The sequence below is a fragment of the Polaromonas sp. C04 genome (assembly GCF_002002705.1).
Taxonomy (GTDB): Bacteria; Pseudomonadota; Gammaproteobacteria; order Burkholderiales; family Burkholderiaceae_C; genus Rhodoferax_A.
The window spans coordinates 59,710-72,583 of record NZ_MUNS01000039.1; the positions used below are offsets into that span (position 1 = coordinate 59,710).

General features: G+C 63.9%; 12 protein-coding genes. 3 read left to right on the top strand and 9 right to left on the bottom strand.

Annotated features, from left to right (window positions below; all coding sequences use genetic code 11):
* Nucleotides 1-4: 4 nt before the first annotated feature.
* Genes B0E49_RS15725 through B0E49_RS15745 form a run of 5 tightly spaced genes read right to left on the bottom strand, consistent with a single transcriptional unit; the run spans nucleotide 5 to nucleotide 5,114 of the window.
* Nucleotides 5-2,170 (bottom strand): type IV pilus secretin PilQ, encoded by a 2,166-nt coding sequence (locus B0E49_RS15725; RefSeq protein ID WP_077563178.1) that lies wholly within the window; start codon nucleotides 2,168-2,170, stop codon nucleotides 5-7.
* Nucleotides 2,171-2,713 carry a pilus assembly protein PilP gene (locus B0E49_RS15730; RefSeq protein WP_077563180.1) on the bottom strand — a complete coding sequence of 181 codons (543 nt, stop codon included), beginning with the start codon at nucleotides 2,711-2,713 and terminating at the stop codon, nucleotides 2,171-2,173.
* Nucleotides 2,710-3,384: a type IV pilus inner membrane component PilO gene (locus tag B0E49_RS15735; RefSeq protein WP_077563182.1), complete on the bottom strand. Its 675-nt coding sequence runs from the start codon at nucleotides 3,382-3,384 to the stop codon at nucleotides 2,710-2,712. Before B0E49_RS15735 ends, B0E49_RS15730 begins: the two co-directional genes overlap by 4 nt.
* A gap of 12 nt (nucleotides 3,385-3,396) precedes the next feature.
* Entirely contained in the window at nucleotides 3,397-4,038 is a 642-nt protein-coding gene (locus B0E49_RS15740) for a PilN domain-containing protein (RefSeq protein WP_077563184.1), read from the bottom strand.
* Nucleotides 4,035-5,114, bottom strand: coding sequence for a pilus assembly protein PilM (locus B0E49_RS15745; RefSeq protein ID WP_077563186.1), 1,080 nt, complete (start codon nucleotides 5,112-5,114; stop codon nucleotides 4,035-4,037). Before B0E49_RS15745 ends, B0E49_RS15740 begins: the two co-directional genes overlap by 4 nt.
* A 260-nt stretch (nucleotides 5,115-5,374) precedes the next feature.
* On the opposite strand from B0E49_RS15745, the gene B0E49_RS15750 reads away from it, so the two are divergent.
* Nucleotides 5,375-7,783 (top strand): penicillin-binding protein 1A, encoded by a 2,409-nt coding sequence (locus tag B0E49_RS15750; RefSeq protein ID WP_077563188.1) that lies wholly within the window; start codon nucleotides 5,375-5,377, stop codon nucleotides 7,781-7,783.
* Between the two features lies 1 nt (nucleotide 7,784).
* On the opposite strand, the gene cyaY is transcribed toward B0E49_RS15750, so the two are convergent.
* Nucleotides 7,785-8,114, bottom strand: coding sequence for an iron donor protein CyaY (cyaY, locus tag B0E49_RS15755; protein ID WP_077563190.1), 330 nt, complete (start codon nucleotides 8,112-8,114; stop codon nucleotides 7,785-7,787).
* A gap of 57 nt (nucleotides 8,115-8,171) precedes the next feature.
* On the opposite strand from cyaY, the gene lptM reads away from it, so the two are divergent.
* Together lptM and lysA are read left to right on the top strand one after the other, a co-directional pair.
* A complete protein-coding gene (gene lptM / locus B0E49_RS20930; protein ID WP_077563251.1) occupies nucleotides 8,172-8,414 on the top strand; it encodes an LPS translocon maturation chaperone LptM in 243 nt (80 codons plus the stop codon).
* The gene (lysA, locus tag B0E49_RS15765; protein WP_077563192.1) at nucleotides 8,411-9,709 is read left to right on the top strand and encodes a diaminopimelate decarboxylase; all 1,299 of its coding nucleotides are present in this window, start codon (nucleotides 8,411-8,413) and stop codon (nucleotides 9,707-9,709) included. Before lptM ends, lysA begins: the two co-directional genes overlap by 4 nt.
* A gap of 35 nt (nucleotides 9,710-9,744) precedes the next feature.
* On the opposite strand, the gene msrQ is transcribed toward lysA, so the two are convergent.
* Genes msrQ through ccsB form a run of 3 tightly spaced genes read right to left on the bottom strand, consistent with a single transcriptional unit; the run spans nucleotide 9,745 to nucleotide 12,869 of the window.
* Nucleotides 9,745-10,398 carry a protein-methionine-sulfoxide reductase heme-binding subunit MsrQ gene (gene msrQ / locus B0E49_RS15770; protein ID WP_174571108.1) on the bottom strand — a complete coding sequence of 218 codons (654 nt, stop codon included), beginning with the start codon at nucleotides 10,396-10,398 and terminating at the stop codon, nucleotides 9,745-9,747.
* Nucleotides 10,398-11,396 (bottom strand): protein-methionine-sulfoxide reductase catalytic subunit MsrP, encoded by a 999-nt coding sequence (gene msrP, locus B0E49_RS15775; RefSeq protein WP_077563193.1) that lies wholly within the window; start codon nucleotides 11,394-11,396, stop codon nucleotides 10,398-10,400. The genes msrQ and msrP overlap by 1 nt, the downstream gene beginning before the upstream one ends.
* A 57-nt stretch (nucleotides 11,397-11,453) precedes the next feature.
* Nucleotides 11,454-12,869, bottom strand: a complete 1,416-nt coding sequence (ccsB, locus tag B0E49_RS15780) for a c-type cytochrome biogenesis protein CcsB (RefSeq protein ID WP_077563195.1) — start codon at nucleotides 12,867-12,869, stop codon at nucleotides 11,454-11,456.
* Between the last annotated feature and the right edge of the window lie 5 nt (nucleotides 12,870-12,874).

A 12,874-nucleotide genomic window follows, 5' to 3' on the forward strand; every position in this document is an offset into this window, starting at 1 on the left:
GTTCTTACCGCGCCGCGTTCCGATCGGTGATCATTTTTGGTGTGATGAACACCAGCATTTCCTGTTTGTTGGAGACGCGCGAATTGGTCTTGAACAGATTGCCCACCACCGGAATGTCGCCCAGCAGCGGCACCTTGTCGGTGTTGTTGGTCTCGGTCAGCGTGTAAATGCCGCCGATGACGACGGTGCCGCCGTTTTCCACCAGCACCTGGGTCTTGACGTGCTTGGTGTTGATCGCATAACCGGCCGAGGTGGCCTGGCCCACGGAGTCGTTGCTCACATCCAGGTCCAGAATGATGTTGCCTTCGGGCGTGATTTGTGGCGTGACTTCAAGCGACAGGTTGGCCTTCTGGAAGGCGATCGAGGTGGCGCCGCTCGACGTTGCCGTCTGGTAGGGCAACTGGGTTCCCTGCTCGATGATGGCCTTGGTCTGGTCGGCCGTGACGACGCGCGGGCTGGACACCACCTTGCCCTTGCCATCGGCCTCTAATGCCGAAATCTCCAGGTTCAGCATGCGCGAGACGCTGGGTGTGAACAGCGACAGTGCAAACGAGGCGGGCGAATTGCTGTCCGTCGAGGTGGCCGGCAAATTGACGAAGTTGCCGTTGTTGAACAGCGGGTTGGTGGATGTGGCCGTGGACGTCACGACGCCGCCTGAATTGGTCACCGAGTAGGTCGTCCCGGCAACGCCGGCGGGCGTGAAAGGCGTGGTGCCGGCAGAGTACCGGGTCCCGATGACGCCCCCGCCCAGCCTCACACCCAGCGACTTGCTGAAGGTGTCGGTCGCCTCCACGATGCGCGCCTCGATCAGCACCTGGCGCACCGGAATGTCGAGCTTGCTGATCAATTGCTGCACCTGGTCGAGCGTGGAGGCAATGTCGGAGACGAACAGCTGGTTGGTACGCGGCTCGGCAATCACACTGCCGCGCGGGCTCAAAATACGTGCACTGCCGGTGCTGCCGGCACCGCCACCACCGCCCGCACCGGCGACTCCAACGCCGTTCAACTGCCCGGCAATGGTGACCGCCTTGGCGTAGTTGAGCTGGAACGACTGGGTCCGCAAGGGCTCCAGCCCCTGCAGTGCGGCCTTGGCTTCGAGATCACGCTTTTCCTTGGCATCGAGCTCATCCTTGGGCGCGATCCACAGCACGCTGCCGTTCTTGCGCATGCCCAGGCCCTTGGCCTGCAGAATGATGTCCAGCGCCTGGTCCCACGGCACGTCCTTGAGCCGCAGCGTCAGTGAGCCCGTCACCGAGTCGGAGGTGACCACGTTGAAGTTGGTGAAATCGGCGATCACCTGCAACAGCGATCGAACCTCGATGTTCTGGAAATTCAGCGACAGCTTTTCGCCGTTGTAACCTTGGCCCTGGGTCAGTTTGGTCGGGTCGATTTTTTGCGGCCGGACTTCTATGACGAACTGGTTGCCGCTCTGGTAGGCGCTGTGCTCCCAGGCGCCCTTGGGCTCAATCACCATGCGCACCCGGTCGCCCGACTGGAACGTGGTGATGGTCTGCACCGGCGTGCCGAAGTCCGCCACGTCCAGGCGGCGGCGCAGCCCCTCGGGCAGCGATGACTTCATGAACTCCACCACCAGGGTCTGCCCCTGCTGGCGAATGTCGACACCCACCTGGTCATTTGCCAGGTCCACCACGACCTTGCCGGTGTCGCCTGTGCCGCGCCGGAAATCGAGGTTTTTGATGGGTACGGTGTCGCGATTGCCGTTTTCGGCAAAAGTGGACGTTGCGGCCACGGCCGGCGCCGCAGCGGCGGTCGACTCCAGCGAGATCAGCAGCGACTTGCCCTGAATTTCGGTCTTGTAGGCCGCGATCCGCTTGAGGTTGAGCACCACCCGCGTGCGTTCTCCCGCCTGCACGACATTGACGGACTTCAGGTTGCCCTGGTTGATGTCCACGGTGGAGCGGCCCAGGCCGTTCGTCACCCCCGGAAAGTCGAGCGCGATTCTGGCCGGCGTCTGGATTGAAAACCCGGTGGGAACCGCCGCCAGCGGTTGCGTCAAGTCGATCCGGATCACTTCGGAGCCCCCCTGGATCGAGCCGCTGACGGCTTCGATCGCATTTTGCGCATACGCGGAAAGCGATATCAGCGCGGCCCCAAGGGCCACCCCGATGTAGCGCCATGCCCGGTATGCCGTCGTGTTCTGGTGATCCATTTATTTTGACCTCTCTTGCAACTGCAATGTGGCAGGGCGTTCAATCCATTCGCCAGCGGCGTCCTGCACAATTTCGCGCAAAGTGACTTCTGTTTCGGTGATCTTGGTGATCCGGCCATAGTTCTGCCCCAGGTAGTTGCCCGGGCGAACCTGGTACAGCAGGTTGTCGACCCGCACCAGCGCCACCGGCTTGCCCGCCTTGTCCAGGCTTCCGACCATGACCATGGCGTCCAGCGGAAACGCCTCCAGCGGCTCCTTGCGGCGCGCCAGCTCGGGGGCCACCAGTGCTGCATTGGAGGCGCCCTGGCCAGACTCGCGCTTCAGGGCCTGGGTCAGCTTCTGCAGGCTGAAGGGGTCTATCACGCCGGCTTCGGTGTAACTTTGCGGAATGAACTGCTTGGGCTCGGAAATGGGGGTGATGCGGGGATGCGCGGCGTTGCGCTGCGCGGTCATCCACTCCTGCAACTCTTCGTGGTCGGAGGCACCACAGCCCGCCAGCACCAGCGTGGCCAGGCAGACCAGAGCCATGCGCGCGACTGTCATTTCTTGGCTCCCTTAGGCGCAGCGGCCTTGCGCTGGGCTTCAATCTCATCCTGGTCAAGGTAACGGAAGGTCTTGGCGGTGGCATCCATGGACAGCGCGCCATCTTTCCCCGGCACGATGCTCAGGTTGTTCAGGGTCACGATCCGCGACAGGTTGGCGATGTCGGAGGCAAAGGCGCCGATATCGTGATAGCTGCCCGTCACCCGCACCGCGATGGGCAGTTCCGCGTAGTAATCCTTGACCACGACCTGCCCGGGACGGAACAGGTCGAACTGCAGGCTGCGCCCGAGGCCCGCCTGGTTGATGTCTGACAACAGCGCATCCATCTCGGCCTTGCTGGGAAGCTGCTTTTCCAGCTGCGTCACATACTGCAGAACCTGTTCACGCTGCTTCTTCAAGGCATCCAGATTCACGGCCTGCGCCACCTTTTTCTGGTAGTCCGCGCGCAGCGTGACTTCCTGGGCACGGTCTGCCTCCAGTTCGGCATCGGAGTTGTTGAGCCAGACGAACCACAAAATAATCACCACCAGCAGCGCCACCGCCGCCGCCAGCAGATTGCGCGGCAGGGCGGGCCATGAAGAGGGATCGTTCGGATTCAGGCCGCTGAATTGCGACTGCAGCCGGGCCAGATGAGCCGACAGGTCGGGGCTTATTTTGGATTTGGTGGCCATGGCGCGTGTCCGTTACGGCTTCGCCGGCGTTGCAGCGGGCGCAGCAGGATGTGGCGCAGCAGCACTGGCACCGGAGGCAGGTTTTGAAGGATCACTGGGTCGCTTCAGCGCCACGCTCAGCGTGAAATTCGATACCCGACGCTGGTCTCTGGCGCTCAGCGCCACCGTGCCCGCCACGATTTCCACCAGTTCGGGGTGGTCCAGCCAGGGGCTGGCGTTGGACAGGTTGCGCAGCAGTTCGGAAACACGTTCGTTGGATTGCGCCACACCCTTGAGCGTCACTTTCTGCTTTTCCTGGACCATGCTGGTGATGTACACGCCATCCGGCAACTGCTTGGCAAGTTCGTTGAGCAGGTTCACCGGCAGGTTGCGGTCCGATTGCAAATCTTCTACGGCCTGCTGGCGCGCGCGCAGCGCGGCAATCTCGGTCTGCAGGCTGGCAATGTCCTTGATTTGGCTGTCGAGCCGCTTGTTTTCGGCCTGCAGGTAGTTGTTCTTGCTTTCCTGGCTGGAAATTTGCGCCTGGTACCAGAGGTAAATTCCGCCCGACAGCAGCCCCCCGATCAGTGCGGCGGCTCCCAGTGAGGCATAAAACGCATCGCGCCGCTGTTTGCGTGCCGCCTCCCGGTGCGGCAGCAGGTTGATCAGGATCACTGCAGAAACCTCCGCATCGCCAGCCCGCACGACGTCAGATAGGACGACGCTTCGCGCAGCATTTTCTTCTCGCGCACACCGTCGCCAATTTCCATGCCGTCGAAGGGATTGAGCACGCTGCAGGCAAATGAGGTGTGTTGCGTCACGGCTTCGGTCAGGCCGGGCAAGGCCGCCGAGCCGCCGGCCAGCATGATGTAGTCCACCCGGTTGTGCGGCGTGCTGGTGAAGAAGAACTGCAATGCGCGCCCGATCTCCTGCGCCATGCTCTCCACGAAAGGCGTCAGGACCCCGTCGATGTAGTCATCGGGCAGATCGCCATTGCGTTTTTTGGCTTCGGCCTCTTCGGGCGAAAAACCATACTGGCGCACGATCAGTTGCGACAGCTGGGCGCCGCCAAAGGCCTGGTCGCGGTCGTACAGCACTTCGTCGTTGCGGATGACCTGCATGCTGGTGGTGAAGGCCCCCACTTCGAACAGCGCCACGATGGTATCGAGCCCCTTGTTGGGCAGGTTCTCGATCAGCCGCCCGGTCGCAAGGCGGGAGGCATAAGACTCGACATCGATGATGACGGGCTTGAGGCCGGCCGCTTCGGCCAGGCCTTGCCGGTCCTGGACCTTTTCCTTGCGCGAGGCGGCAATCAACACCTCGACGTCGCCAGCCGATGAGGCACTGGGCCCGACCACACAGAAGTCCAGGCTGACCTCATCCAGGGAGAAAGGAATGTACTGATTGGCTTCGGATTCGACCTGAATCTCCAGCTCCGGCTCGGACATGCCGCCCGGCAGGACGATTTTCTTGGTGATGACGGCGGACGGCGGCAAGGCCAGCGCCACATTCTTGGCGCGGGTGCCGCTTTTCTTCACGACGCGGCGCACCGCATCGGCGACCTCGTCGAACTTTTCCACATTGCCGTCCGTGATCCAGCCGCGCTCGAGCGGCTCCATCGCGCAGCGCTCGAGCACCAGATTGCCCTCCTTGTCACGGCCCAATTCGACCAGCTTGACACTGGACGAGCTGATGTCCAAACCGAGCAAGGGTGCGGGCTGGCGGCTAAATAACGATCCCAGTGAGATCAAGAAAGTCCCCTGTAACCAGCTGTAAAACAACTGAACTAGCGTAAGAATGCTTGTGAATGCTATCAGCAAGACCTCTGTGCAACCAAGAGATTCCCAAAATCGGCATCTTCCAACCGTTGTCAAAAGCCGACGTTTCGTGCGTAGCGGCGCTTGCTCCGGGGATCTGGGGCGCACAAGGCCTTACACGAGTAACGACCACGAGGAGCCTTCAACCCACGCTCCGATTTCTATAATGGGGACGCGACATCACCTGGACTTTTATGCCCGCCCGACCCGAATCCGACAAAGCCCCCAAACCTCCGAAAGTCATTGAAAGCCAAAGCCCCGCCTGGCTGCGCTGGTTCTGGCGCCTGGCCTTGTGGGGCGCGGGTCTGGCCGTTGCCGGCGCGGCGGCCCTGCTGATGGTGATCGCCGTGGCGCTGGCCGTGGCCTATCCGAACTTGCCCGACATCGACGCGCTCACGGACTACCGGCCCAAGCTGCCGCTGCGGGTATTTACCTCGGAGGGCGTGCTGATCGGCGAATACGGCGAGGAGCGCCGCAACCTGACGCCGATCAAGGACATTCCCGCGATCATGAAGGACGCGGTGCTGTCCATCGAGGACGCGCACTTCTACCAGCACGGCGGCGTCGACTACCCGGGCGTGATCCGGGCCGCGCTGGCCAACCTCGGGCATGCCAAGAGCCAGGGCGCCTCCACCATCACCATGCAGGTCGCGCGCAACGTGTACCTGTCGGCGGAGAAAAGCTACACCCGCAAGATTTATGAAATCCTGCTGACGTTCAAGCTCGAGCACCGGCTGACGAAAGACCAGATCCTCGAGATCTACATGAACCAGATCTATCTGGGCAACCGCGCCTATGGTTTTGCCTCCGCCTGCGAAACGTATTTCGGCAAGCCGCTGAAGGACATCACCATTGCCGAGGCTGCCATGCTCGCCGGGCTGCCCAAGGCACCATCGGCCTACAACCCGATCAACAACCCGGCCCGGGCGCGCTCGCGCCAGCTCTACATCATCGAGCGCATGCAGGAAAACGGCTACATCACGCAGGCGCAGGCCGATGCCGCCAAAAAAGAGGAACTGGATGTCAAATCCGGCCCCGAGGAGGGGCGCGTGCATGCCGAATACGTGGCTGAAATGGTGCGGCAACTGATGTTTGCGCAATATGGCGACGCCACCTACACGCGCGGCCTGGATGTCTACACCACGCTGAATGCGGCCGACCAGACCGCGGCCTATCAGGCGCTGCGCAAGGGCATCATGGACTTCGAGCGGCGCCAGATTTACCGCGGCCCGGAAGAGTTCATCGATCTGCCGGCCGACCCGAAGGAGGCCGAGGACGTGATCGACGATGCGCTGGTCGACCACCCCGACAACGATGACCTGATGGCGGCCGTGGTGCTGCAGGCCAGCGCAAAGAAAATCACGGCCATCCGCCAGAACGGCGACACCATCGAGATCACCGGCGACGGCCTGCGTCCGGCCCGGGCGGGGCTCTACGACAAGGCGCCGTCCAACGTCAAGATCAGGCGCGGCGCCGTCATCCGCGTGATCCAGACCCCCAAGGGCACTTGGGAAGTGACCCAGCTGCCCGAAGTGGAAGGCGCGCTCGTGGCGATGGATCCGCGCAACGGCGCCATCAAGGCGCTGGTGGGCGGCTTTGATTTCAACAAGAGCAAGTTCAACCACGTCACCCAGGCGTGGCGCCAGCCCGGCTCCAGTTTCAAGCCCTTCATCTACTCGTCGGCCCTCGAAAAAGGCTTTACCCCGGCGACGATCATCAACGACGCGCCGCTGTTTTTCGATGCCGGCGTGACAGGGGGCCAGCCCTGGGAGCCGAAGAACTACGAAAACACGTTCGAGGGGCCGATCTCGCTGCGGCGCGCGCTGGCCAAGTCCATCAATACCGTCTCCATCCGCGTGCTGCAGGCCGTGGGCCCGCAGTACGCCCAGGACTGGATCACGCGCTTTGGCTTCGATGCCGACAAACACCCGGCCTATCTGACCATGGCCCTGGGCGCCGGCTCGGTCACACCGCTGCAGATGGCAACGGCCTATTCGGTGTTTGCCAACAGCGGCTACCGCGTGAACCCCTACCTGGTGACGAAGGTGACCGACCACCGGGGCAAAGCGCTGGCAGAGGCTGTGCCGCCCGTCGCCGACCGCTCCGCCCGCGTCATCCCCGCGCGCAACGCCTTTGTGATGCAAAGCCTGCTGCAGGAAGTCACGCGTTCCGGCACGGGCGCGTCGGCGCAGCGCATCCTCAAGCGACCCGACATCTACGGCAAGACCGGGACCACGAATGACTCCCTGGATGGCTGGTTTGCGGGCTACCAGCCGACACTGACGGCCATCGCCTGGATGGGCTTCGACACGCCGCGCAGCCTCGGCGACCGCGAAACCGGCGGCGGTGTGGCGCTGCCGATCTGGATCAACTTCATGCAAAGCGCGCTCAAGGGCGTGCCGGTGGCCGAGACCCCGGTGCCCGAAGGCGTCGTCAACGTCGCGGGCGAGTGGTATTACGACGAGTACGCCAAGGGAGCCGGCGTGAGCAGCGTGGGGCTGCCCAACCAGCCGGCGCAGAACCCGGCAGGCACACCACCCACGCCGGCGTCACCGCCTGCGCCCAGCGAGCGGCAGCGAATTCTCGATATGTTCAAAAGCTGAGTCAGGCGCCAAAGCGCAGCGCGGTGCCCGCCTGCTCGCTGGCGCTGCGCGACAGGTTGGCGAGCAACTCGCCGCTGCCCTTGGTGTCGACCCAGTGCTGGCCGTCAAATTTGTAGTGGTGGCCGCCCGACCTGGCCGCCAGCCAGATCTCATGCAGCGGCTTTTGCAGGTTCACGACGATCTGGCTGCGGTTGGCAAAGGTGATGGTGATCATGCCGCCCACGCGCTGGTTGTCGATGTCAACCTCGGTTTCGTCGTTGATGCGGTCGCAACCCGACTCGATCTGCGCGAGCAGCGTTTCCGCCAGGTCCATGAATTGGGAGTCGGTCATTACAGTGGTCATTACAATTTAGCGATGTCGTTCGTTACCAAAATTCTAGCCCCGGCGATGGGCCTTGCACGTGCCACGGTCGCCTTGACCGCCTGGGCGGCCTTGACTGTAACGGCATTGCTGACTTTGTCCGCCTGCGGCCAAAAAGGCGCCCTGTTTTTGCCCACGGAGCCTGCCGCCGCGCAGCGTGCCACGCTCATCCAGACACTGCGACCCGGCCAACCCGCCCAAGCCCCTGCGCCTGCCCCTGCAGCCTCTGCCCCCGCCTCTAGCGCCTCCTCGCCGGCCGCCACTCCATGACCTCACCAAAACCATCCGCGGCCCTGCCAGGCCAGCCCTACTTTGCCTACCGCGACGGCGAGCTGTATGCCGAAAACGTGCGCCTGGCCGACCTCGCGCGCGAACACGGCACGCCCCTGTTCGTCTATTCAAAGGCCGCCATGCTGGGGGCGCTGGCCGCCTACCAGCGCGGCTTTGCGGGCCGCAAGGCGCAGATCTGCTACGCCATGAAGGCCAACTCGTCGCTGGGTGTGCTGCAGGTATTTGCGCAGGCCGGCTGCGGCTTCGACATCGTCTCGGGCGGCGAGCTCGAGCGCGTGCTGGCGGCGGGCGGCGACGCCGCACGGGTGATTTTTTCCGGCGTGGGCAAGACCCGCGCCGAGATGCGCCAGGCGCTTGACGCGGGCATCGGCTGCTTCAACGTCGAGAGCGAGGCCGAGCTCGAGGTGCTGAACGAGGTGGCGCTGGCCGCGGGCAAGCCCGCGCGCGTGAGCATCCGCGTGAACCCGAACGTGGACCCCAAGACGCACCCCTACATTTCCACCGGCCTCAAAGGCAACAAGTTTGGCGTGGCCCATGAGCGGGCACTCGGCGCCTACCAGCGCGCCGCCGCGCTGGCGGGCCTGCAGGTAGTGGGCATTGACTGCCACATCGGCTCGCAGATCACCGAGGCCACGCCCTATCTGGACGCGATGGACCGGGTGCTGGACCTGGTCGAGGCGATCGAGGCCGCGGGCATTCCCATTCAGCACCTCGACTTTGGCGGCGGCCTGGGCATCGACTACAACGGAGAAACTCCGCCGCCCGCGGACGTGCTGTGGGCGCAGCTGCTGGCCCGGCTCGACGCGCGCGGCTTTGGCCAGCGCCGGCTCATGATCGAGCCCGGCCGCTCGCTGGTCGGCAACGCCGGCGTATGCCTCTCGGAGGTGCTGTACCTCAAGCCCGGGGAAGAAAAAAACTTCTGCATCATCGATGCCGCGATGAACGACCTGCCGCGCCCCGCCATGTACCAGGCCTTTCAACAAATCGTGCCCCTGTCACGGCGCGACGCTGGCGCGCCTGCGCCGGCCAGCTGGGACGTGGTGGGCCCGGTGTGCGAAAGCGGCGACTGGATTGGCCGTGACCGGGCGCTGGCGCTGCAGCCGGGCGACTTGCTGGCCGTGCTGTCGGCCGGTGCCTATTGCATGAGCATGGCGAGCAACTACAACACGCGCGGGCGCGCCGCCGAGGTGCTGGTCGATGGCGACCAGGCCGCGCTCATCCGCCGGCGCGAAAGCGCTGCAGACCAGATGCGCGGTGAAATTTTGCTGTCCTAGCGCCAGCCACCCGGCGCCTGGGAATCAGGTGACTACTATTGTTTTGATAGCTGCCTGCGCATGAACAGCAAGGGCATGGGGCGTTTTTTCTTCAAAAACTGGAGCAGGCGCCAGCCCAGCAGCCCGCTCACGATGGCGCCATACACCGCGACCTCGGCAAAGTTATGCTTGCCCGCGCGCATCCAGAAAAAATGCAGGATGCCCAGCCCCGCGATCAGATACACCAGCCGGTGCAGTGCCTGCCAGCGCCCCGCACCCAGCGCGCGGATGGCGCGGTTGAACGAGGTGGCCGCCAGCGGCGTGAGCAGCACAAAGGCCGAGAAACCGACCAGGATGAACGGGCGCTTGCCGATGTCCTTCGTGATGTCGGCGACGTCGAAGCCCTTGTCGAACCAGCTGTAGCTCAGCAGGTGCAGCACCCCATAAAAATAGACGAACAGTCCCAGCATGCGGCGAAAGCGTGCCAGCGCAGGCAGACGGGCCATCACGCGCAGCGGCGTGATGGCCAGCGTGAGGCACAGGAAACGCAGCGTCCAGTCGCCCGTGGCATGGAGCAGGTACTCCGCCGGATTCGCCCCCAAGCCGTCGGTGAACGCGCCAACCACAAGCCATGCGAACGGCAGCAGCGCCAGCGCAAACAGCAATGGCTTGGCCGCAGGATGCAGCAACAGTCTGGGCAGCGCCGCCATCAGATGTATTTCTTCAGGTCCATGCCGGCGTACAACTGCCCGACCTGGGCCTCGTAGCCGTTGAACATCAGCGTCTTGCGCCGCTTGGCGAACAGGCCATCCTCGCCGATGCGGCGCTCGGTGGCCTGGCTCCAGCGCGGGTGATCGACGTTGGGGTTGACGTTGGAATAAAACCCGTATTCATTGGCCGCGGCCTTGTTCCAGGCGGTGGCCGGCTGCTTGTCGGTAAAGCGGATCTTCACCAGGCTCTTGGCGCTCTTGAAGCCGTATTTCCAGGGCACGACCATGCGCACCGGCGCACCGTCCTGGTTGGGCAGCACTTCGCCGTACAGGCCGAAGGCCAGCAGCGCCAGCGGGTGCAGGGCCTCGTCCATGCGCAGGCCCTCCACATACGGCCAGTCGAGCACGCGCGAGCCGACGAAAGGCATCGTCTTGGGGTCGGCCAGCGTCACGAACTCCACATATTTGGCGCTGCCCAGCGGCTCGACCTTCTTGATGAGTTCGCTCAGCGAGTAGCCGACCCAGGGAATCACCATCGACCAGCCTTCGACGCAGCGCAGGCGGTAAATGCGGTCTTCCTGGGGACTCAGTTTGAGCAGGTCTTCGAGCGTGTATCTGTCGGGCTTCCTGACCAGCCCTTCCACCTCCACCGTCCACGGTGTGGTTTTCAGCGTGTGGGCGTTTGCGGCCGGGTCGCCCTTGTCGGTGCCGAACTCGTAGAAATTGTTGTAGCTGGTGATGTCTTTGTAGCTGGTGAGCTTTTCCAGGGTCACGGCGCCCGGCACGCTCGACGGGATGCCGGCCAGCGCCGCCAGTTTGCCGGGGCGCGCCGCCGTCTGGGCCCGCGCATCGCGCACGGCCAGGGATGCCATGGCGGCCCCTGCCACGCCGGTGGCCATGAGCTTCATCAGATCACGGCGCCCTTCGTAGATGCGCCGCGGCGTGATCTCGCCGGGTGCCGCGTGGCTAAAGCCGTCTTTGTGCGTCTTGATCAACATGGCAGTGTCCTTGTGTTCCCATGGGTCGTGGGACAGCCGCCATTCTTACAAAGTTCCCTACAGCGTGCCGTAGCTGTGCAGCCCGCTCAGGAACATGTTGACGCCCAGGAAGGCAAACGACGTGACCGCCAGCCCCGACAGCGCCCACCAGGCCGCCACGGTGCCGCGCAGGCCCTTCACCAGGCGCATGTGCAGCCAGGCGGCGTAGTTGAGCCAGACGATCAGCGCCCAGGTTTCCTTCGGGTCCCAGCTCCAGTAGCCGCCCCAGGCTTCGGCCGCCCACAAGGCGCCGAGCACGGTGGCCACGGTGAAGAAGGCAAAGCCGACGGCAATCGACTTGTACATCACGTCATCCAGCACCTCGACGCGGGGCAGGCGCTGCGCAATCCGCTTGCGGCCGAACAGAATGCCGGCGGCGATCAGCGCCGCGACCAGCGCGTAGCCGACCCAGTAGCTGCCGCCCGCCTGGGCCACGCCGCGCTCGCGAAAGGCAATCGGCACGAAGCACAGCGCGATGCCCAGCAGCCAGATCGGCGTCAGCTTGTACCAGCGGGTCTCGGTGGCCTGCTTCTTGATCAGGTAGGCGAACGCCACCATGGCCGACAGGGAGAACGAGCCATAGCCGATGAAGTTGGCCGGCACATGCAGCTTCATCCACCAGCTCTTGAGCGCGGGCACCAGCGGTTGGATTTCGCTCGCGCCACGCACCACCGAATACCACAGCAGAAAGCCCACGGCCGCGCTGACCACCAGCATCACGAAGGCGCCCATCGCGCGCGTCTTGTACTGCGCTTCGAAGTACAGGTAGAACGCCGTCGTGAGCCAGGAGAACAGCACGAACACTTCGTACAGATTGCTGACCGGGATGTGGCCGACGTCGGCGCCGACCAGATAGCTCTCGTACCAGCGCACCATGGTGCCCGTGAGCGCCATGGTGATGGCCACCCAGGCAATGCGCGAGCCGATCAGCTCCATCGTGCCGCCTTGCACCTTCAGCGCTGCCTCACCCGTCTGCGCGTGGCTCGCGCCCCCGTGCGTGGCACCCGCTTCACTGCCTTGCCCGCCGCCGAACATGCCGAGCCAGTAGAACGTGGTGCTCATGAAGAACAGCAGGCTCATCCACAGGATGGCCGACTGACTGGACAGGAAATACTTGAGCCAGAACACGTTTTCGGCCTGCGACAGATGCGCCTGCCCGTCCACCTGGTACGACGCAATCGCCAGCAGCGAGAGCGCCACCACCACCATCATCAGCACGCGCACCGGGCGCCAGAACCAGCCCAGCCAGATGGCCGCCGGCATGGCGGCGAACAGGATGCCTTTTTCGTACACATCCATGTAGGCGCCGTAGCGCGACAGGGCAAACAGGCCGCCCGCCACGACCAGTGCGGCGAACAGCCAGTCGAGCCAGTTGCGCCGGGCAAAGAAACCTTCATGCAAGGTCAGGGTGATGCTGCTGGTCGCCGTATTCATGCTAT

What these genes read in the sequence shown, in the direction of transcription:
- B0E49_RS15730 (WP_077563180.1), bottom strand. Translation starts at nt 2,713, where the DNA reads ATGACAGTCGCGCGCATGGCTCTGGTCTGCCTGGCCACGCTGGTGCTG.
- msrP (WP_077563193.1), bottom strand. Translation starts at nt 11,396, where the DNA reads ATGTTGATCAAGACGCACAAAGACGGCTTTAGCCACGCGGCACCCGGC.
- lysA (WP_077563192.1), top strand. Translation starts at nt 8,411, where the DNA reads ATGACCTCACCAAAACCATCCGCGGCCCTGCCAGGCCAGCCCTACTTT.
- B0E49_RS15735 (WP_077563182.1), bottom strand. Translation starts at nt 3,384, where the DNA reads ATGGCCACCAAATCCAAAATAAGCCCCGACCTGTCGGCTCATCTGGCC.
- B0E49_RS15725 (WP_077563178.1), bottom strand. Translation starts at nt 2,170, where the DNA reads ATGGATCACCAGAACACGACGGCATACCGGGCATGGCGCTACATCGGG.
- B0E49_RS15750 (WP_077563188.1), top strand. Translation starts at nt 5,375, where the DNA reads ATGCCCGCCCGACCCGAATCCGACAAAGCCCCCAAACCTCCGAAAGTC.
- lptM (WP_077563251.1), top strand. Translation starts at nt 8,172, where the DNA reads ATGGGCCTTGCACGTGCCACGGTCGCCTTGACCGCCTGGGCGGCCTTG.
- cyaY (WP_077563190.1), bottom strand. Translation starts at nt 8,114, where the DNA reads ATGACCGACTCCCAATTCATGGACCTGGCGGAAACGCTGCTCGCGCAG.
- msrQ (WP_174571108.1), bottom strand. Translation starts at nt 10,398, where the DNA reads ATGGCGGCGCTGCCCAGACTGTTGCTGCATCCTGCGGCCAAGCCATTG.
- ccsB (WP_077563195.1), bottom strand. Translation starts at nt 12,869, where the DNA reads ATGAATACGGCGACCAGCAGCATCACCCTGACCTTGCATGAAGGTTTC.